Source organism: Streptomyces sp. NPDC025651 (genome assembly GCF_055558735.1).
Genome location: NZ_JBVHLZ010000001.1, coordinates 518,597 through 537,104, shown reverse-complemented (window position 1 = coordinate 537,104; position 18,508 = coordinate 518,597). Strand labels below are relative to the sequence as shown.

Genomic DNA, 18,508 nt, shown 5'->3' with positions numbered 1-18,508 from the left:
CCGGAGGTGGGATGGACATAAAGACTTCGGGCCCATCGTAAGCGGGGGCCTCGCTCCGGCTCACGCCGACTCAGCCGTTGCGGCTGTCCGCGCCCTTGTCTGACGTGCGGTCCTCAGACGAGCGGTCCTCAGACGTCCGGCCCTCAGACGGGCGCTCATCAGACGTGCGGTCCTCAGACGGGCGCTCATCAGATGTCCGGTCCTCAGACGTGCGCTCCTCAGACGTCCGCCCCTCAGACAAGCGGCCCGCCTCATTCCCCTGCCGATACCCACGCAACAGGAACCAGCCCACCAATACGCACCCGACGACCATGACGATCAGCACGATCCGCAGCAGATTGCCGGGCCCCTGCTGCTCCGCGGCCTTGGCCGCCTCCGTGAGCCAGTCGGCCCCAGGGTTGTGCTCCATGACGGAAGACTCCTTCTGTGTGCTGCCCTGTCACGGTATCTCCGCCTAGGCTGGGCCCCACCTCGGGGGCACGAGAGGACCAGACATGGGGGATACGGCATGACCGACGACAACCACGGCGACCAGGGGAACGGCGCCAACGGCGGCCACGAACACGTGCCGAGCCGGCACCGCAGGCGCTTCCCCGGCATCTCGTCGCGGGCCTACGAACACCCGGCTGACCGCTCGGCCCTGGTGGCCCTGCGCAAGCTCAGCGGCTTCGACACGGTCTTCAAGGCACTCAGCGGCCTGCTGCCCGAGCGCAGCCTGCGGCTCCTGTTCCTCTCGGACTCGGTGCGGGTGTCGGACGCGCAGTTCGCGCACCTCAACACCATGCTGCGGGACGCCTGTTACATCCTGGACCTGGAGAAGGTCCCGCCGATGTACGTGAACCAGGACCCGGTGCCGAACGCGATGTGCATCGGCCTGGACGAGCCGATCATCGTCGTGACGACGGGCCTGGTCGAGCTGCTCGACGAGGAGGAGATGCGGGCGGTCGTCGGCCACGAGGTGGGCCACGCCCTGTCCGGTCACTCCGTCTACCGCACGATCCTGCTGTTCCTCACGAACCTCGCCCTCAAGGTCGCGTGGATCCCGCTCGGCAACGTCGCGATCATGGCGATCGTGACGGCGCTGCGCGAGTGGTTCCGCAAGTCCGAGCTGTCGGCGGACCGGGCGGGCCTGCTGGTCGGGCAGGACCTGCGGGCGTCGATGCGCGGCCTGATGAAGATCGCGGGCGGCAACCACCTGCACGAGATGAACGTGGACGCGTTCCTGGAGCAGGCCGAGGAGTACGAGGCCGGGGGCGACCTGCGCGACTCCGTGCTGAAGATCCTGAACGTGCTGCCGCGCACGCACCCCTTCACCACCGTGCGCGCCGCCGAGCTGAAGAAGTGGGCCGAGTCCCGCGACTTCCAGCGGATCATGGACGGCCACTACCCGCGCCGCGACGAGGACAAGGACACCTCGGTCTCCGACTCCTTCCGGCAGTCCGCGTCCGCGTACGCCGATGACGTACGCAACAGCAAGGACCCGCTGATGAAGCTGGTCAGCGACATCGCGGGCGGCGCGGGCGACCTGGGCGGCAAGCTGCGCGGCAAGTTCACGGGCCAGGGCGGGAACACCCCTGCGGGCGACGACAAGTAGGGCTCAGGAAGCGGACAGCGAAGGCTGGGCCGAAGCCGCCAGCGTCCCGCACAGCGACATCGTGTCCCCGGTCGCGTACGGGTCGGTGCCTGCCGGGCCGCCCGCCTTCGCCTTCTGCCCGGCCAGCAGCGGCCGCAGGTGGTTCGCCGTGTCGGCCGCGCAGGCCAGCGGCCCCGCCTGCGCGGCGGAGGTGAGCAGCTCCGCCTGGTGCATCCGCAGGTCGTCGCGGTCGAAGCGGAAGTGCAGCTCGCGGCGGACGGTGAACAGGGACGCCTTGGCACGGTCCTCTCCGGCACCCTTGGCGACGGGCCGCAGCGCGTACACGAATGTGTGGTCCGAGGTCACCTCCAGGGTGTTCCTGTCCGTCTCGACGGCCCGCAGCGTGCCCTGCGCCCTGACCCGCCGGTCGGCGAGCGCGGTCGTCGCCGGGTCGAACCGCACCAGCCAGCCGGTGGCCGCGTGCCGCCCGTCGGCGACGGGGTGCGCGAAGCTCCGGTCGAACTGGTCGAGTTGCGCGGGGTCGAGCAGGATCCGCGCGGAGCGCGCCGAGCCGCCGGTGAGGACGTCGGGGTCGAGCGAGGACTCGACGAGATAGTCCTTGGCGGTGGTCAGCGCGGCCGTCACCTGACTGTCCGAGAAGTGCGAAGTGCGGCGCGCGGCAGGGAGGTTGACTCCTTCGGCACCCACCCGGAACTGCGCGGCGGGGCTGTGCGCGTAGAGGTCGGCGACGCTCGTCGAGCCGGGCACGCGGCCCTGCGGGGCGAGCGGTATCACGGTCATCCGCAGCGGTTCGGGGCGCTTGGCCGCCGGGGTCTGGTACGGGTGGCGTACGCCCATGTAGATCGCCGTGCCGAAGGCCACCACGATCAGTACGACGAGGACGACGGCCTGTCGGGACAGGGCCCTGTGGAGCGCGGGGCGGCGGCGCACGGCGCGCGCGTGGTCGCCCATGCGCTCCTGTGCGGAGTACTCCTGGAGGCGCGCAGCGCGCACGAACGACTCGTCGAAGACGACGGATCGGTACTCGTCCTCACCACCGTTGGGAGCTCCCTCGGGTGTCCCCGCAGGTGGATCTCCTGGCCCGCCCATACTTTCAGGGTAGGTCTCCGGGCCGTCACGTAAACGCCCTGGTACACGACAAGTTCTGACAACTCCTCACGGGCGCGTGCGGCGGGAACGCGCCAGGCCCGGCGGGGGTGCGCTCAGGGTGTGCGCGGCACCGCGGGGACCGCGGGCTGGCCGAACTCGGCCGAGGCGGAGGGGCTCGTCGACGCCTTCTTGTCGGCGCTCTGTCCGACCTCGGTGGAGGCGGGGGTGGGCACCTGGTCCTGGCTGCCGGACGAGGCCCCGCGGTAGACGGCGGTGAAGGCGAGGGCGACCATGCCTATGCCCATCAGGAGGGCGAGCATCCAGGCGACGGGGCGGTGCCAGCGGACGCTGCCGGGGTGGCGGCCGGGGCGGCCGTACCCGTTGTCGTGGGGGTCGTGTTCGTAGGCCTCGTCGAGGTCGTCGTCGCGGCCGAACTCGCTGCCGTCGTCGGGGCCGAAGCCGTCCTCGTAGAACTCGTCGTCCGAAGCGTCGTGGCCCGGGCCTCGGGTGCGGGCCCTGCGGGCCTCCGCCTCGGAGGCCTCGGCGCGCGCCTGGGCGGCGGCCAACAGCCGTTCCACGGCGGTCGGTTCATGTATCTCCGCGGCCCGTACGAAGTCCTCGTCGAAGACCACGGAGGCGAACTCTTCGTCCGCACCTCCGCGGTCGCGGTCGTCGTCGGGCTCCCAGCCGTCAGGGAACGACGGCGTGCCCCCCACGTCCTCCGGCACCCTCCCAGGGTAGACCTGAGAGGGGCAATTTGGGCAGACGGTAAGGGAATTCACCTCAGCACATGTGCTCGGCGCACATGCTCAGCACACATGCCTCGGCGCACATGCCTCGGCGCGCGTGGCTCAGCGCACGTGCCCGTCGCCCGTCACGATGTACTTCGTCGAGGTCAGCTCGGGCAGCCCCATCGGGCCGCGCGCGTGCAGCTTCTGCGTGGAGATGCCGATCTCGGCGCCGAAGCCGAACTGACCGCCGTCGGTGAAGCGCGTCGAGGCGTTCACCGCGACCGTCGTGGAGTCCACGAGCTGCGTGAAGCGGCGCGCGGCCTGCTGGGAGGTGGTGACGATGGCCTCCGTGTGCCCCGAGGTCCACAGCCGGATGTGCTCGACGGCCTGCTCCAGGGTGTCGACGACGGCGGCCGCGATGTCGTACGAGAGGTACTCGGTCTCCCAGTCCTCGGTGGTCGCGGGCACGACGGTGGCCTTGGAGGCGTCGGCGTACGCGAGGACGCGCTCGTCGGCGTGGACGGTGACGCCGGCCTCCGCGAGGGCGTCGAGGGCGCGCGGCAGGAACGCGTCGGCGATGTCCTTGTGCACGAGCAGCGTCTCGGCGGCGTTGCAGACGCTGGGGCGCTGGGCCTTGGAGTTGATCAGGATGTCGACGGCCATGTCGAGGTCGGCCCGCGCGTCCACGTACACATGGCAGTTGCCGGTGCCGGTCTCGATGACCGGGACGGTGGACTCCTCGACGACGGTCTTGATCAGCGAGGCGCCGCCGCGCGGGATGAGCACGTCGACGAGGCCGCGGGCGCGCATCAACTCCCGTACGGAGTCGCGGCTTTCGCCCGGGACGAGCTGGACGGCGTCGGCGGGCAGGCCCGCGCCGTGCACCGCGTCGCGCAGGACGCGCACGAGGGCCGTGTTGGATTCGTACGCCGATGACGAGCCCCGCAGCAGCACGGCGTTGCCCGACTTCAGACAGAGGGCGGCCGCGTCCACGGTGACGTTCGGACGGGCCTCGTAGATGATCCCGACGACGCCGAGCGGGACCCGGACCTGGCGCAGGTCGATGCCGTTGGGCAGCGTCGAGCCGCGGACGACCTCGCCGACCGGGTCGGGCAGGGCGGCCACGTCGCGCACGTCGGCGGCGATGGCGCGGACCCGCTCGGGGGTGAGGGTGAGCCGGTCGACGATCGCCTCGCTGGTCCCGGCCTCGCGGGCGCGCGCGGTGTCCTTGCCGTTGGCCTCGACGATCTCGGCGGTGCGCACCTCGAGGGCGTCGGCGATCGCGAGCAGCGCGTCGTCCTTGGCGGCGCGTGGCAGCGGCGCGAGCGTGGCGGCGGCGCCGCGGGCGCGGTAGGCGGCCTGGGCGACCGGCGAGAGGTTGTCGTAGGGCGAGACGGGAGAGAGCGACGTCATGCCCGCAGGGTAATCCCCGCGCGCGGGGCGTCCACGGGGTATTCCAGTACCCGAGACCGCGCGGGAGCGGTCCTGGGACGACGGCTCAAAATGGATGTACGCCCACAGGGGTGGCCGGCAGCGGGCCGTAACCCTCCGCGATGCGTTGGTGGTAAGTGTCGCGGTCGATCACTTCGAGCCCCACGATCTCCCACGGCGGCAGCTGTGCGGTCTGCCGGTGCTCGCCCCACAGCCGCAGCGCGACCGCGGCCGCGTCGTGCAGATCACGGGCCTCTTCCCAGTAGCGGATCTCGGCGTGGTCCGGGGCGTACCGGCTGGTGAGCAGAAAGGGGTGGTCGTGGGCGAGCTGTTCGAGGCCTCGCCTGACCTCCTTCAACGGGGCTTCGGCACCCGAGACGCTCAGTGTGACGTGCCACAGACGGGGCGCCTCCACTGTCTCGCCCTCCCGGCTCTCGCGCGTATCGCCCTCCCGCGCGCCGTGCGGGTCGGTCTCGTAGGCCGCCCCGGCGGCGACGCTCGTCAGCGCCCGCTCAGCCGAACCGCGGGACGCCGCCCCTGGGCGCACTCGTCTCACGACGGCCTCCTTTACGCAATGGTGGTGCGGATACGCAACGGTCGTGCGGAACTGTCTTCAACAAAGTTGAGCAGGCCAAGCGGTCCCGCGGGGCGGTTTTGGGGAGTTTCACCTCACACGGGCCGGTCGGCCGGGGCCGTTCGCGGCGGTTTTCGGCCGGGGCGGATGTGACGTGTGGGGCAGTTGTTCTGACGCGACCTGGGGCTTTGCGCCGGTTATCCGTGCAGCAGGACGAGGTCGTCCCGGTGCACGACCTCCCGCTCGTACGCAGGTCCGAGTTCGCGCGCCAGATCCCGGGTGGAGCGGCCGATCAGCATCGGGATCTCCTTGGCGTCGAAGTTCACGAGCCCCCGTGCCACCGCACGTCCCGCGGAGTCCCGCAGCTCGACCGGGTCCCCCGCGGTGAACTCGCCCTCCACCGCGGCGATCCCCGCGGGCAGCAGCGACTTGCGCCCCTCGACGACCGCGCGCACCGCGCCGTCGTCCAGGGTGAGCGCGCCCCGCGGCTCGGAGGCGTGCTGGAGCCAGAGGAGGCGGTCGGCGGAGCGGCGTCCGGTGCGGTGGAAGTACGTCCCCGTGGCGCGGCCCGCGAGGGCGTCGCCCGCCTCGCTCGCGGAGGTCAGGACGACCGGGATCCCGGCGGCCGCGGCGATCCGCGCGGCCTCGACCTTGGTGACCATGCCGCCGGTGCCGACGCCCGCCTTGCCGGCGCTGCCGATCTGCACATGCGCTATGTCGTCGGGGCCCGTCACCTCGGAGATCCGGGACGTGCCGGGCTTGGCCGGATCACCGTCGTAGAGGCCGTCGACGTCGGAGAGCAGGACCAGCAGGTCGGCGTGGACGAGGTGGGCGACGAGGGCGGCGAGCCGGTCGTTGTCGCCGAAGCGGATCTCGTCGGTCGCCACGGTGTCGTTCTCGTTCACCACGGGCAGCGCGCCCATCGCGAGCAGCTGGTCGAGGGTGCGCGAGGCGTTGCGGTGGTGGGCCCTGCGGGCCATGTCGTCGGAGGTGAGGAGCACCTGTCCCACGCGTACGCCGTACCGCGCGAAGGAGGCGGTGTAGCGGGCCACGAGCAGCCCCTGGCCGACGCTCGCCGCGGCCTGCTGGCGGGCGAGGTCCTTGGGGCGCCGCACCAGGCCCAGCGGGGCCAGGCCCGCGGCGATGGCGCCGGAGGAGACGAGCACGATCTCGCGCTCCCCGCCGCCGCGGCTCTTGGCCAGCACATCCACGAGGGCGTCAACCCGGTCCGCGTCCAGGCCCCCCGATGCGGTGGTCAGGGATGAGGATCCGACCTTGACGACGACCCGCTGGGCCTCTGCCACTGACTGCCTTGCCGCTGCCACGCTCTTCCCCAACTGGTCCCGGGTGATGAACCCGCCGCTCCGGACCTGCAATCTACGTGAGCGAGCGGGCCGGGCGCCTGTCCGTTCCGAGGGACGGACCGGACCGGAGCACGAGCGGGTGTAATTGAGTCAGAGGCAAAAAAGACCCTCGGGGTTCAGTCCCTTTGCCCCTTTATCCGGTGATTGATGTCACGGAAGATTGCTAGGGAGCCACCGCGCGTCATACGGTCAGTGGTCGACTTCCCCCCATTCCCTCTTCATCCCCGCCAGGAGCTCAAGCCCGTGCCCTCTGCCGGACTCGCCCCACGCCGCCGCATCGTGCAGCTGACCGCGCTGTTCACGATGTTCGCGCTCTTCGCGACGCAGCTCGCGACCGCGTTGATCCCCTACGTCCCGGTGTTCATCGCCGCGGCGGCCGCGAACCTCGCGCTCGACATCTATCTGCAGTACAAGCAGCCGGGCCTCCTCTCGCTCCTTGGCAAGATCCGCTTCGACGTCACGGTCCGCCAGCTCCTGCGCGACATGCTGGTCCTGGTCGGCCTGCTGCGCATCGACGGCATCGAGCCGCTGGCCGAGCAGTCGCCGCTGACCATCGCGCTGCTCGCCTTCTACATGCTCCACTTCGGCTGCCAGGCCGTCGCCGTGCTGGTGCGCCGCACCCGCTCGCTGCCGATCGTCACGCGCAACATCGACGCCTCGAAGCTGCACCTGACGGCCGCTCCCCCGCGGATCCTGTCGCGCCGCCAGGCCCACCGCCTGCTGACCTTCTCCGTGCCGACCACGGTCGGCCTGCTGGTCACCGCGGCGACCACCGACGCGTACTGGGGCGGCATCGGGCTCGCCGTCTCCCTCACGATGATCGGCGCCGGCGCGCTCTACCTCGCCACCTGGCTGCTCCCGAAGAAGCGGGCCAAGAACGACCAGAAGGTCATGGAGTGGCTCGACGAGTGGCTCGCCGACTACAAGCCGACCGTCGCCATGTACTTCTCCGGCGGCACCACGTCCGCGTACCAGGCCAACATGTGGCTCTCCACCCTCGGCAGCCTCGACGGCAAGCCGCTGATCGTGCTGCGCGAGCGGTTCATGGTCCAGAAGATCGACGCGACGGACGTCCCGATCATCTGCTTCCCGAAGGTCGCCACGATGTTCTCCCTGGAGACGTCGACGCTCAAGATGATGCTGCACCCGGCGAACGCCGCGAAGACCTCGCAGGTCCTGCGCATCCCCACGATCAAGCACGCCTTCATCAACCACGGCGAGAGCGACAAGCTCTCCTCCTGCAACCCCTACGCGAAGGCGTACGACGAGGTGTGGGTGGCGGGCCCCGCGGCCCGCGACCGCTACCAGCTCGCGGACATCGGCGTGGAGGACAAGGACGTCGTCGAGGTCGGCCGCCCGCAGCTGTCCCCGATCCGCCCCTACGCCGGCGCGCCCACCGGGACGTACACGACCGTTCTGTACGCCCCCACCTGGGAGGGCTGGGACGGCAACCCCGGCAACACCTCCGTGGTCCTGGCCGGCGAGAACATCGTCCGTGAGCTCCTGGCCGATCCGGGCGTGCGCCTCCTCTACAAGCCGCACCCGATGACCGGCTCGCAGGATCCGCGCGCGGGCGCCGCCAACGAGCGCATCAAGGCGATGATCCTCGCGGCCAACGCCAAGCGCTCCGGCGCCCGCCCGGGGCCCGAGGCCGCGGCCGAACTCGACCGCCGCACCGAGATCCTGAACCAGCTGACCGCGAAGAAGTTCCGCAAGAGCGCGGACGAACAGGAGCGGATGCTGCTCCAGGGCGCCCCCGACGGCGACCAGCAGGCCGCCGTGGCCGAGGCGACGGCCGCGTGGGAGAGCGCCTTCTGGGCGTCCTTCCCCGAGTGGGAGCACCAGATCATCACGTCCGCGCGCCCCGCGATCTTCTCCTGCTTCAACCAGGCCGACCTGCTGATCAGCGACGTCTCCTCGGTCGTCTCCGACTGGCTGAGCAGCGAGAAGCCGTACGCCGTCGCCAACACGGCGGGCATGACCGAGGCGGAGTTCCGGGCGAGCTTCCCGACGGCGTCCGCGGCGACGATCCTCACCCCCGAGGCGGACGGCGTCGCGGCCCTCATGAAGGCCGTGCGCGCCCCGGAGCTGGACTCCCACGCGGAGGCCCGCGCCGAGCTGAAGGAACACCTCCTCGGCCCCTCGGACCCGCCGTCCCTGGTCCGCTTCAACGCCGCGGCCCTCGCCCTGAGCGCCAAGGCCGACGCCCGCCGCGCCCGCATGGCGTCCCGCATCGACGCGGAGATCCCCGGCCAGCGCGTCGCGGAGGAAGCCGCGGAGGAGATGGAGCAGGACCCCTCGGAGTCGAACGGCGCGGAGGACTCGGTCACCGCGTGACCCTTGCGTGAGGCATGACGAAGGCCCCCCGGAGCACTGCTCCGGGGGGCCTTTCCGTTGCCTCCTGCCGCTGCTCGCGGCCGAGGGCCTAGAACGGCTCGAAGTCGTCGTACGCCTGCTGCGCCTCGTCCCGCTCCGCCTGGCGGTCCTTGCGGCGCTGTGCGGCCGGACGAGGGGCCTCCAGGCGGTGGTCCTCGCCACGGCGGCCGAGCATCTCCGCGCCGGCCATCATCGTCGGCTCCCAGTCGAAGACGACCGCGTTCTCCTCGGGGCCGATGGCCACGCCGTCGCCCGCACGGGCACCGGCCTTCATCAGCTCCTCCTCGACGCCGAGGCGGCTGAGGCGGTCCGCGAGGTAGCCGACGGCCTCGTCGTTGTTGAAGTCGGTCTGGCGCACCCAGCGCTCCGGCTTCTCGCCCCGCACGCGGTACAGCGGCTCGCCGCCGACCTCCTCGCGGGTGACCGTGAAGCCGCTGTCGTCCACGGCCTTGGGACGGATGACGATGCGGGTCGCCTCCTCCTTCGGCTTCGCGGCACGCGCCTGGCCGACCAGCTCGGCGAGGGCGAAGGACAGCTCCTTGAGGCCCTTGTGCGCGACGGCCGACACCTCGAAGACGCGGTAACCGCGCTCCTCCAGGTCGGGCCTGACCAGATCGGCGAGATCCTGACCGTCGGGTACGTCGATCTTGTTCAGGACGACGATGCGCGGCCGCTTCTCCAGGCCGGCGCCGTACTGCCGCAGCTCCTCCTCGATGACGTCGAGGTCGGAGACGGGGTCGCGGTCGGACTCCAGGGTCGCCGTGTCGAGCACGTGCACGAGCACGCTGCAGCGCTCGACGTGCCGCAGGAACTCCAGGCCCAGGCCGCGGCCCTGGCTGGCGCCGGGGATGAGACCGGGCACGTCGGCGACGGTGTAGACGGTCGAACCCGCCGTCACCACGCCGAGGTTGGGCACGAGCGTCGTGAAGGGGTAGTCCGCGATCTTCGGCTTCGCCGCGCTCAGCACGGAGATCAGCGAGGACTTGCCCGCGCTCGGGTAGCCCACCAGGGCGACGTCGGCGACGGTCTTGAGCTCCAGGACGACGTCGCGCGCCTCGCCGGGCTCGCCGAGCAGCGCGAAGCCGGGCGCCTTGCGGCGGGCGGAGGCCAGCGCCGCGTTGCCGAGGCCGCCGCGGCCGCCCTGGCCCGCGACGAAGGTGGTGCCCTGGCCGACCAGGTCCGCGAGGACGTTGCCCTGGCGGTCGAGGACGACGGTGCCGTCCGGGACCGGCAGGACCAGGTCCTGGCCGTCCTTGCCGGAGCGGTTGTCGCCGGCGCCGGGCTGGCCGTTGGTGGCCTTGCGGTGCGGGCTGTGGTGGTAGTCGAGGAGCGTCGTGACGTCCTGGTCGACGACCAGGATCACATCGCCGCCACGGCCGCCGTTGCCGCCGTCCGGGCCGCCGAGCGGCTTGAACTTCTCACGGTGGACGGAGGCACAGCCGTGGCCTCCGCTACCCGCGGCGACGTGCAGCTCGACGCGGTCCACGAAGGTGGTCATGGTGGGGTGCCTCCAGAAACGTACGGAAATTTCTACTGCGTGTGTGTCTATCTAGAACACGCGAAAGGCGGACCCGCTTCCCGAAAACCGGGAAGAGAGGTCCGCCCTCGCAGAACTCGCTCGACGAGCGCCTAGTCAGTCGGAAAGACGACTCAGGCGACCGGAACGATGTTCACGACCTTGCGGCCGCGGTGGGTACCGAACTCCACCGCACCGGCGTCCAGCGCGAACAGGGTGTCGTCCTTGCCGCGGCCGACGCCCGAGCCCGGGTGGAAGTGGGTGCCGCGCTGGCGGACCAGGATCTCACCGGCGTTGACGACCTGACCGCCGAAGCGCTTCACGCCGAGCCGCTGAGCATTGGAGTCGCGACCGTTCCGAGTGGACGATGCGCCCTTCTTGTGTGCCATCTTGTCTCAGTCCCTTACTTCGCAGCCGTGGGGATACCGGTGACCTTGATCGCCGTGTACTGCTGGCGGTGACCCTGGCGACGGCGGTAGCCGGTCTTGTTCTTGTAGCGAAGGATGTCGATCTTCGCGCCCTTGTGGTGGTCCACGACCTCGGCCGTGACCTTGATGCCGGCCAGCACCCACGGGTCGCTGGTCACGGACTCGCCGTCGACAACGAGCAGGGTCGAGAGCTCGACCGTGTCGCCAACCTTGGCGGTGGAAATCTTGTCAACCTCAACGATGTCGCCGACAGCAACCTTGTGCTGGCGACCACCGCTGCGCACGATGGCGTACACGCGGATCTCTCTCTCGCTCGGAACGGGACCCCCGCAGTCCAGCCGCCCGCAGAAGCGGAGCGGCCTCTCTGATGGCCGGAGCCACCGGAGGAAAAAGGTTTACAGGGGGCGGGCGTGCATAGGAACACGCCGACGGTCAAGGTTACGGGGCCGTTCCCGGAGGGTCAAACCGGCCCCGTACCCCCGCTCACGTGGTGCGTCACGCGATCGCTCACGTGGTCGGCTTCTCACCGTCCGGCGGCAGCGGCTTGACGCCCTTGCACAGGTCGGTCTTGTCGGCGCTGCCCGGCCAGGCCACGGCCCGTGTGCGGTCGAAGTGGGCGCGGAAGGTGTCGTGCACCGAGTCGTCGTCGACCTTCACGATCGCCTCGTCGTTCTCGCGCAGGGCGGGCGCCGTGTAGTTCTGCGAGCCGGTGAAGGAGAGCTTGTTCCGCCTGCCGTCGTACATGCCGTCGATGAGCAGGTACTTCGAGTGGATGATGTAGGGCGTCGTCAGCCGGGAGCCGGGGTGCTGCGGGTCCCTGTCGTCGTTGTAGCAGCGCACGGACGGGCCGCCGGACTTGTGCAGCTGCTCCCAGGTGCCCGGGGTGCCGTTCTGGCTCTTGGCGCTGTCCGTCTCGGCGTACAGGATGCTGACCGAGCAGCCCGCCTTCTTCAGCGAGACGAGCTTGTCGGCGATCTGCTTGCGCGTGATCTTGAAGATGGCGGCGCGCACCTTGGTGTGCTGCGTCACGCCGGCCGCGTCCTTGTAGGTGCACTTCACGTTGTTCAGGACCGAGTACATGGTGTCGGTCTCGTTCACCGTGCCGTTGCGCGGGAAGAAGTACGCCTTGTAGCGACCGCTGCTGACCGTGCGGTAGTCCCAGTCCGCCCAGCGCTTGCCGAGCATGTCCGTGAAGTAGTCCGCGTACGCGTCGTACATCGCGGGGTTGTTCGGCAGCAGCAGCGCGTCGTTGAAGAACTTGGTGTGCGCCGACGGCGTCGAGTTCGACGTGGTCTGCACGACCACGTCCCTGGCGCCCTCGACCTCCGAGAACAGCCAGAACTTGTTGTGCATGATCGACTTGCCGTACCTCGGATCGCCCAGACAGGACTTCCCCGCCGGGCAGAGCGACACGAACGAGGGCTTGCCCCTGTCCGTGCCGAGCGCCGTCTTCAGCGTGTTGTACGAGGTGTTCGTCGGCCGGTCGCTCCTGCTGGTCTCGTCGAGCAGGACCTGCACGTGCACGCCGCGGTTCTTGGCCGCCACGAGCGCGTCGACGACGGTGGCCTCCCAGACGTGGTAGACCGCGACCTTGATCGTCGAACCGGGCACGGCGGCGTTCGTCAGCTCGATCAGCCGCGCGCGTATCGCGTACTGCTGGGCGGTGGTGCCCTTCGGGTCGTTGAAGATCGGGCCTTCCGTCCAGGTCGCCGCCGTCTCCGTCTCCGCCGACGCGGTTCCCACGGATCCCGCCGCCTGGAGCCCCGCCGCCGAGAGCACCGTCGCGAGTGCCACTGCCCCGCGTCCGCCCATGACCGGCTTCGCGGCACGGTGTCGCCCCGTGCCACGCAGGCGCGCACGCGCCATCTGACATCCCTCCCCTGACGCGGGTACGCCATCTCCCCAAACGCGCGCCCACGCCCCTGTGCACTTATCGGATCGCATGAGTTTTACAGGTGTCTCCCCGCCCTCCAAGGCGAGGGGGACTCATTTCACGCTTTCGAGCTGCGGAAACACGAGCCTCTGGACACACAGGCGTCCCTCTGCTGGACGTGCGGATGCCCCTCTGCCCGGCGGTCTCGCCGGGCAGAGGGGCATCCGTTCACGAAGCGGTCGGCCTTCGCCGACGGGCGGTCAGCCCTCGTCCGCCGCGCTCGCGGAGACGCCGGTCGGCGTCTGTTCCGCGGCCGCGGCCTTCTTCGCCGTCGCCTTCGACGCCTTCTTGGCCGTCGTCTTCTTGGCGGCCGTCTTCTTGGCCGCGGTCTTCTTGGGGGCGGCCTTCTTGGCCGTCGCCTTCTTCGCGGTCTTGCGCGCCGTCTTCTTGGCCGGAACCGCTTCCTCGGCGGGGGCCTCGGCGTCCGCCTTGTCCGCGGGCTTATCCGCCCCGGACGCGGCCGCATCGGGCTTGTCCGCCGACGGGACGACCACGACGGCCGTCTCCTCGGACGCGGTCGGCGCGGTGGCCTTGCGCACCGCGCGACGGCGCGGACGGGCCGGCGCGGCGTCGGCGGCGGGCGCCTCGGCCACGGGCTCCGCGACGGGCTCGGCAACCGGCTCGGCGACGGGCTCCGCCACCGGCTCGGCCTTCGGCGCCTCGGCCTCGACGCTCTCCGCGGCCTTCGGCGAACCGGCGGGCGACGTCACCTTGCGGACCGCACGACGACGCGTACGTCCCTTCGGCGCGGCGTCCTCCACGGAAGCCTCGGGAGCCGCGGCGGCCGCCTCGACGGCCTCGGGCGTGCCGACCACCGGGTCCTCGGCGGCCGGGGCCTCCGAGCGCGGGGCCTCGGCCTCGACGACGACCGGCTCCTCGGCCTCGGCCTCGGCCTTGGCCGCCTTCTCAGCCGCCTTCTCGGCAGCCTTCTCCGCGGCCTTGGCCTTCTTGCCGGACTTCTTCGAGGCTGCCTTGGGGGCGTCGGCCCGCACGGCCTCGTCCTTCGGGGCCTCGACCGGAGCGGACTCCGCCCGCGGGGCACCCGCGGGAGCCGAGGCCCGCCGGGTCGCGCGACGACGCGAGCGGCCACGGGAAGCGGCTGCCTCGGCCTCGGCCGCGCTGCTGTAGAGCTCCTCGTCCGGGACGAACTCGGGCTCGGGCAGGGCCACCGGAGCGGCGACCTCGGCGGCCACCTCGGCCTCGGTCTCCGCGCCGTCCGCCGACTCCGCCTCGTGCGTGTGCTCGTGACCGTGGTCCTGGTGGTCCGAGCCGCCGCGGCCGCGCTTCTTGCGCTTGCCGCCGCCACCGGAGGAGGTCGGCTGCTCCATGTGCACGATGACGCCGCGGCCGTTGCAGTGCACGCAGGTCTCGGAGAAGGACTCCAACAGGCCCTGGCCGACGCGCTTGCGGGTCATCTGGACCAGGCCGAGCGAGGTGACCTCGGCGACCTGGTGCTTCGTACGGTCACGCCCAAGGCATTCGAGCAGGCGCCGCAGGACGAGGTCGCGGTTGGACTCCAGGACCATGTCGATGAAGTCGATGACGACGATGCCACCGAGGTCACGCAGGCGCAGCTGGCGGACGATCTCCTCGGCCGCCTCGAGGTTGTTCCTCGTGACGGTCTCTTCGAGGTTACCGCCCTGGCCGGTGAACTTGCCGGTGTTGACGTCGACGACGATCATCGCCTCGGTCTTGTCGATCACCAGCGAGCCGCCGCTCGGCAGCCAGACCTTGCGGTCCAGGGCCTTGGCGAGCTGCTCGTCGATGCGGTACGTCGCGAAGACGTCGACCTCGGAGGTCCACTTCGAGAGGCGGTCCGCCAGGTCGGGCGCGACGTGCGAGACGTATCCGTGGATGGTCTGCCACGCGTCGTCGCCGCTGACGATGACCTTGGAGAAGTCCTCGTTGAAGATGTCGCGGACGACGCGGACGGTCATGTCCGGCTCGCCGTACAGCAGGCTGGGCGAGCTCGTCGAGGCCGCCTTCGCCTTCTTCTGGATGTCCTCCCACTGCTGCTGCAGACGCTCGACGTCACGGCGCAGCTCGTCCTCGCTCGCGCCCTCGGCCGCGGTGCGCACGATGACGCCCGCGTCCTCGGGGACGATCTTCTTGAGGATGGTCTTCAGGCGCGCGCGCTCGGTGTCGGGCAGCTTGCGGCTGATGCCGGTCATCGAGCCCTCGGGCACGTAGACCAGGTAGCGGCCCGGCAGCGAGACCTGGCTGGTCAGACGGGCGCCCTTGTGACCGATCGGGTCCTTGGTGACCTGCACGAGAACCGACTGGCCCGACTTCAGGGCGGACTCGATGCGGCGCGGCCCGTTGGCCATGCCGAGCGCCTCGAAGTTGACCTCACCGGCGTACAGCACCGCGTTGCGGCCCTTGCCGATGTCGATGAAGGCGGCCTCCATGGACGGCAGCACGTTCTGGACCTTGCCCAGGTAGACGTTGCCGACGTACGAGGTGGCCTGCTCCTTGTTGACGTAGTGCTCGACGAGCACGTTGTCTTCCAGGACGCCGATCTGGGTGCGCTCGCCGTTCTGGCGGACGACCATCACGCGCTCGACGGCCTCGCGGCGCGCCAGGAACTCGGCCTCGGTGATGATCGGCACACGGCGGCGGCCCTGCTCGCGCCCCTCGCGGCGGCGCTGCTTCTTGGCCTCGAGACGGGTCGAGCCCTTGATGGACTGGACCTCGTCGGCACCGGTACCGGCCTCGCGCTCTTCCTTCTTGCGCGGCTCACGGACCTTGACGACGGTGCGCTCCGGGTCGCCGTCGCCCGGCTCGCCCTCGGCGGAGTCACCGGCACGACGGCGGCGACGGCGGCGGCGACGGCTGCTGCTGGAGCCGGCGGAACCGGACTCCGAAGCCGACTCCTCGCTCTCCTCGGCCTCCTGCTCGGCGCCGTCCGACGCGTCCTCGTCGGCCGACTGCTCGGCGGCGGTGTCGTCGGCCTCGGCCGCGGCGTCGTTCTGCTCGGCGTCCTGGTCGGCGGAGTCACCGCGGCGACGGCGACGGCCACCACGACGGCGACGGCGGCCCTGGCGCTCGCCGGACTCCTCCGTGTCGTCGTCGGACTCGGCCTGCTCGGCCTGCTCGGCCGCGTCCTCGACCGGCTCCGCGGAGACGGCGGCGTCATCGGCCGGGGCGGCCTCGGCCTTGGCGGGCTCGCGCTCCTCGGCGGCGGGCTGCTCGTCCGCGGCGCGACGACGGCGGCGACGGCGCGGGGCCGGCTCCTCCTCCACGGCGACGGGGGCGGGCTCGGCGGCCTCCTCCTCCGCGGCTTCGGCGGCGGCCGCGGCGGCGGCGCGCTCCGGGGTCTGGAACATCGGCTCGGCGAACACCGGCGCCTGGAAGACGGCGACGGCCGGGCGAGCGGGCCTGCGGCCGCCGTCCTCGGCGGACTCGTCGGCGCCCTGGGCCTTGCGGGCCTTCTGCGCGGAGGGCGCGGAGAAGCCGGTGGCCGCGGTCTTGCGGGTGGCGCGGCGGCGCGCACGGCGGGGGGCGTCGTCGTCCGTGGCCTCGGCGGCGGGCGCGGTGGCGGGGGTCTCCTCGACGGCCGCGGCCTTCTTCGCCGGCTTCTCTGCGGCCTTCTCGGGCGCCTTGTCCGCGGCCTTCGACTCGGCGGCCTTCGGCTCGGTCCGTGCCTCGGCGGAGGCGGCCGAAGCGGCGGGCGCGGACGCGCCGCGGGTGGCGCGACGGCGCGTACGACGCGGCGCGGCCTCCTCGGCCTGGGCCTCGGGCTCGGCCTGGGCCTTCGCCTCAGTCTTGGCCTCGGCCTTGTTCTCGGCCTTGTTCTCGGCCTTGTTCTCGGCCTTGGTGTCCGCCGCGATCTCGGCGGGGGCGTCCTCGGCGGCGACCTGCGGCGCACCGGCGGGGGCGGAGGCGCGGCGGGTCGCGCGACGGCGCGTGCGCGGGGCGGGAGCGGCCTCCTCGGCCTTCTCCTCGGTCTTCTCCGCGGCGGGCGCGGGCGCCTCGACCGCGGGCTCCGTCGCCTCGGCGGTCTGCGGCGCACCGGCCGGAGCGGAGGCACGGCGGGTCGCACGACGGCGCGTGCGCGGGGCCGGGGCGGCCTCGGGCTCGGCGACCGGAGCGGCCGCGGCCGCCTCTTCGGTCTCCTCGGACTCCTCGGTCTCCTCGACCTCGACGGCCTCGGTGTTCTCGTCGGCGGTGTCCTCGGCGGCGGGGGCGGCCGGTATGGCCGGAGCCGCGGCCTCGGCGGTGCCCGCCGGCGGACCGGCGGGACGCGACGCGGCGCGGCGCCTGCGGCGCGGCGGCAGGGTGTCGCTGGGGGTGTTGTTCTGCGAGCCCTCAGTGGGGTCGTTCGGCTCAAGCATGCGGGCGGTTCTCCCGTCACGCTCCCGGGCGCCGCGCCTGATCCGGTGATGTACGCGGCCCTCGCCTGTTGCGCGGGGCCGCCATCCGGGGGCGTGGGCGCCGCACGGGAGCTCTCTATGTCTTGTCTCGCCGGTTCCGTACGCCCATGTGCGGACGGCCTGGCGAAAGTCTCGGTCAGTGCGCTGCCCGACCCAGGTGGCTCCCGAGTACGAGGGCGGCGCGTTGACGTACGTCCTTTAGCGGGGGCCTTCCGGCGCCGGCGCCTTCGCGGCGGCAGATACGGCGGCCGTGGGTGGTGCGGCCGTGACTGCCTCGCGGTCGGGCGCGAGCGGGTCGGTCACCGTGCCGGTCTCTTCATCGAAAAGCCCCTGCGCCAGCCTGGTCACCGCTGCGGGGACCGGCGGCGCCAGGTCGGCCACAGCTCGGAGACCGGACAGGACGTCGTCAGGTCGTACGGCAGGTGTCACGTGCCGAACAACCAGCCGCAGTATCGCACAGGGCTTGTCGGTCGGCCTATCAGTGTCGTGAGCGGTCGCCTCGCCGTCGGGGACGGCCGCGAGGCTCACGACGGCCTCGCGCGCGTCGAAGGTGCGCATGCCGTTCTTGGTGCGGCGCTGGACCTCGACCTTGTCGGCGGCCGTGAACGCCTCGGCGGCGCGCTGCGCCTCCGCGAGCTCCACGCCGTCCAGGCGCAGCTCCCAGATGGAGGCGGTGAGGCGGTCGGCGAGCCCGGAGGTGCGGGACTCGACGGCGTCGACGATGTCGAGCCCCGCGGGCATCGACTCGTCGAGGAGAGCACGGAGCTTCTCCGGGTCGCGCGGCGCGGTGAGCGCGATCTCCAGGTACTCGGCCTCACTGCCCGTGCCGGTGGGTGCGGCATTGGCGTACGACACCTTGGGGTGCGGTGTGAACCCCGCCGAGTACGCCATGGGCACCTCGGCGCGGCGCAGCGCACGCTCGAAGGCGCGCTGGAAGTCACGGTGGCTGGTGAACCGGAGGCGGCCGCGCTTGGTGTAGCGCAGTCGGATGCGCTGCACCGCGGGTGCGGGCGGCGGGCCTTCGGGCTGTCGCTTGCCCAGTGGAACTTCTCCTTGTGTGCGGTCCGGGAAACACCCCCGCGTGGGCGGGGAGCAGTCC

General features: G+C 71.5%; 14 protein-coding genes. 2 read left to right on the top strand and 12 right to left on the bottom strand.

What is annotated here, in order from left to right; genetic code table 11:
- Positions 1–70: 70 nt before the first annotated feature.
- Positions 71–409: a hypothetical protein gene (locus ACZ4D5_RS02285; protein ID WP_467771513.1), complete on the bottom strand. Its 339-nt coding sequence runs from the start codon at positions 407–409 to the stop codon at positions 71–73.
- Between the two features lie 99 nt (positions 410–508).
- On the opposite strand from ACZ4D5_RS02285, the gene ACZ4D5_RS02280 reads away from it, so the two are divergent.
- A complete protein-coding gene (locus ACZ4D5_RS02280; RefSeq protein ID WP_467770420.1) occupies positions 509–1,594 on the top strand; it encodes a M48 family metallopeptidase in 1,086 nt (361 codons plus the stop codon).
- Positions 1,595–1,597: 3 nt separating this feature from the next.
- Here the strand turns inward: ACZ4D5_RS02280 and ACZ4D5_RS02275 are convergent, their stop codons facing one another.
- From ACZ4D5_RS02275 to proB, 5 genes are all read right to left on the bottom strand, one after another.
- The gene (locus ACZ4D5_RS02275) at positions 1,598–2,683 is read right to left on the bottom strand and encodes an SCO2583 family membrane protein (protein ID WP_467770419.1); all 1,086 of its coding nucleotides are present in this window, start codon (positions 2,681–2,683) and stop codon (positions 1,598–1,600) included.
- 113 nt (positions 2,684–2,796) lie between these two features.
- A complete protein-coding gene (locus tag ACZ4D5_RS02270; RefSeq protein WP_467770418.1) occupies positions 2,797–3,411 on the bottom strand; it encodes an SCO2584 family spore wall biosynthesis protein in 615 nt (204 codons plus the stop codon).
- A 123-nt stretch (positions 3,412–3,534) separates the two neighbouring features.
- Positions 3,535–4,827: a glutamate-5-semialdehyde dehydrogenase gene (locus ACZ4D5_RS02265; RefSeq protein ID WP_467770417.1), complete on the bottom strand. Its 1,293-nt coding sequence runs from the start codon at positions 4,825–4,827 to the stop codon at positions 3,535–3,537.
- Between the two features lie 85 nt (positions 4,828–4,912).
- Positions 4,913–5,392 carry a hypothetical protein gene (locus ACZ4D5_RS02260; RefSeq protein ID WP_467771468.1) on the bottom strand — a complete coding sequence of 160 codons (480 nt, stop codon included), beginning with the start codon at positions 5,390–5,392 and terminating at the stop codon, positions 4,913–4,915.
- Between the two features lie 224 nt (positions 5,393–5,616).
- Positions 5,617–6,723, bottom strand: a complete 1,107-nt coding sequence (proB, locus tag ACZ4D5_RS02255) for a glutamate 5-kinase (protein ID WP_467770416.1) — start codon at positions 6,721–6,723, stop codon at positions 5,617–5,619.
- A 303-nt stretch (positions 6,724–7,026) separates the two neighbouring features.
- On the opposite strand from proB, the gene ACZ4D5_RS02250 reads away from it, so the two are divergent.
- Positions 7,027–9,120: a hypothetical protein gene (locus tag ACZ4D5_RS02250; RefSeq protein ID WP_467770415.1), complete on the top strand. Its 2,094-nt coding sequence runs from the start codon at positions 7,027–7,029 to the stop codon at positions 9,118–9,120.
- Between the two features lie 88 nt (positions 9,121–9,208).
- Here the strand turns inward: ACZ4D5_RS02250 and obgE are convergent, their stop codons facing one another.
- The 6 genes from obgE to ACZ4D5_RS02220 form a co-directional block, all read right to left on the bottom strand.
- Positions 9,209–10,657 (bottom strand): GTPase ObgE, encoded by a 1,449-nt coding sequence (gene obgE / locus ACZ4D5_RS02245; RefSeq protein ID WP_362339610.1) that lies wholly within the window; start codon positions 10,655–10,657, stop codon positions 9,209–9,211.
- 152 nt (positions 10,658–10,809) lie between these two features.
- Positions 10,810–11,064, bottom strand: a complete 255-nt coding sequence (gene rpmA, locus ACZ4D5_RS02240; protein ID WP_010986870.1) for a 50S ribosomal protein L27 — start codon at positions 11,062–11,064, stop codon at positions 10,810–10,812.
- A gap of 14 nt (positions 11,065–11,078) precedes the next feature.
- Complete coding sequence (gene rplU / locus ACZ4D5_RS02235; RefSeq protein WP_189729840.1) at positions 11,079–11,399, bottom strand: 50S ribosomal protein L21; 321 nt, start codon at positions 11,397–11,399, stop codon at positions 11,079–11,081.
- 211 nt (positions 11,400–11,610) lie between these two features.
- Positions 11,611–12,969, bottom strand: a complete 1,359-nt coding sequence (locus ACZ4D5_RS02230; protein WP_467770414.1) for a phospholipase D-like domain-containing protein — start codon at positions 12,967–12,969, stop codon at positions 11,611–11,613.
- 267 nt (positions 12,970–13,236) lie between these two features.
- Positions 13,237–17,370, bottom strand: a complete 4,134-nt coding sequence (locus ACZ4D5_RS02225; RefSeq protein WP_467770413.1) for an Rne/Rng family ribonuclease — start codon at positions 17,368–17,370, stop codon at positions 13,237–13,239.
- Positions 17,371–17,607: 237 nt separating this feature from the next.
- A complete protein-coding gene (locus ACZ4D5_RS02220) occupies positions 17,608–18,408 on the bottom strand; it encodes a TIGR03936 family radical SAM-associated protein (RefSeq protein ID WP_467770412.1) in 801 nt (266 codons plus the stop codon).
- Between the last annotated feature and the right edge of the window lie 100 nt (positions 18,409–18,508).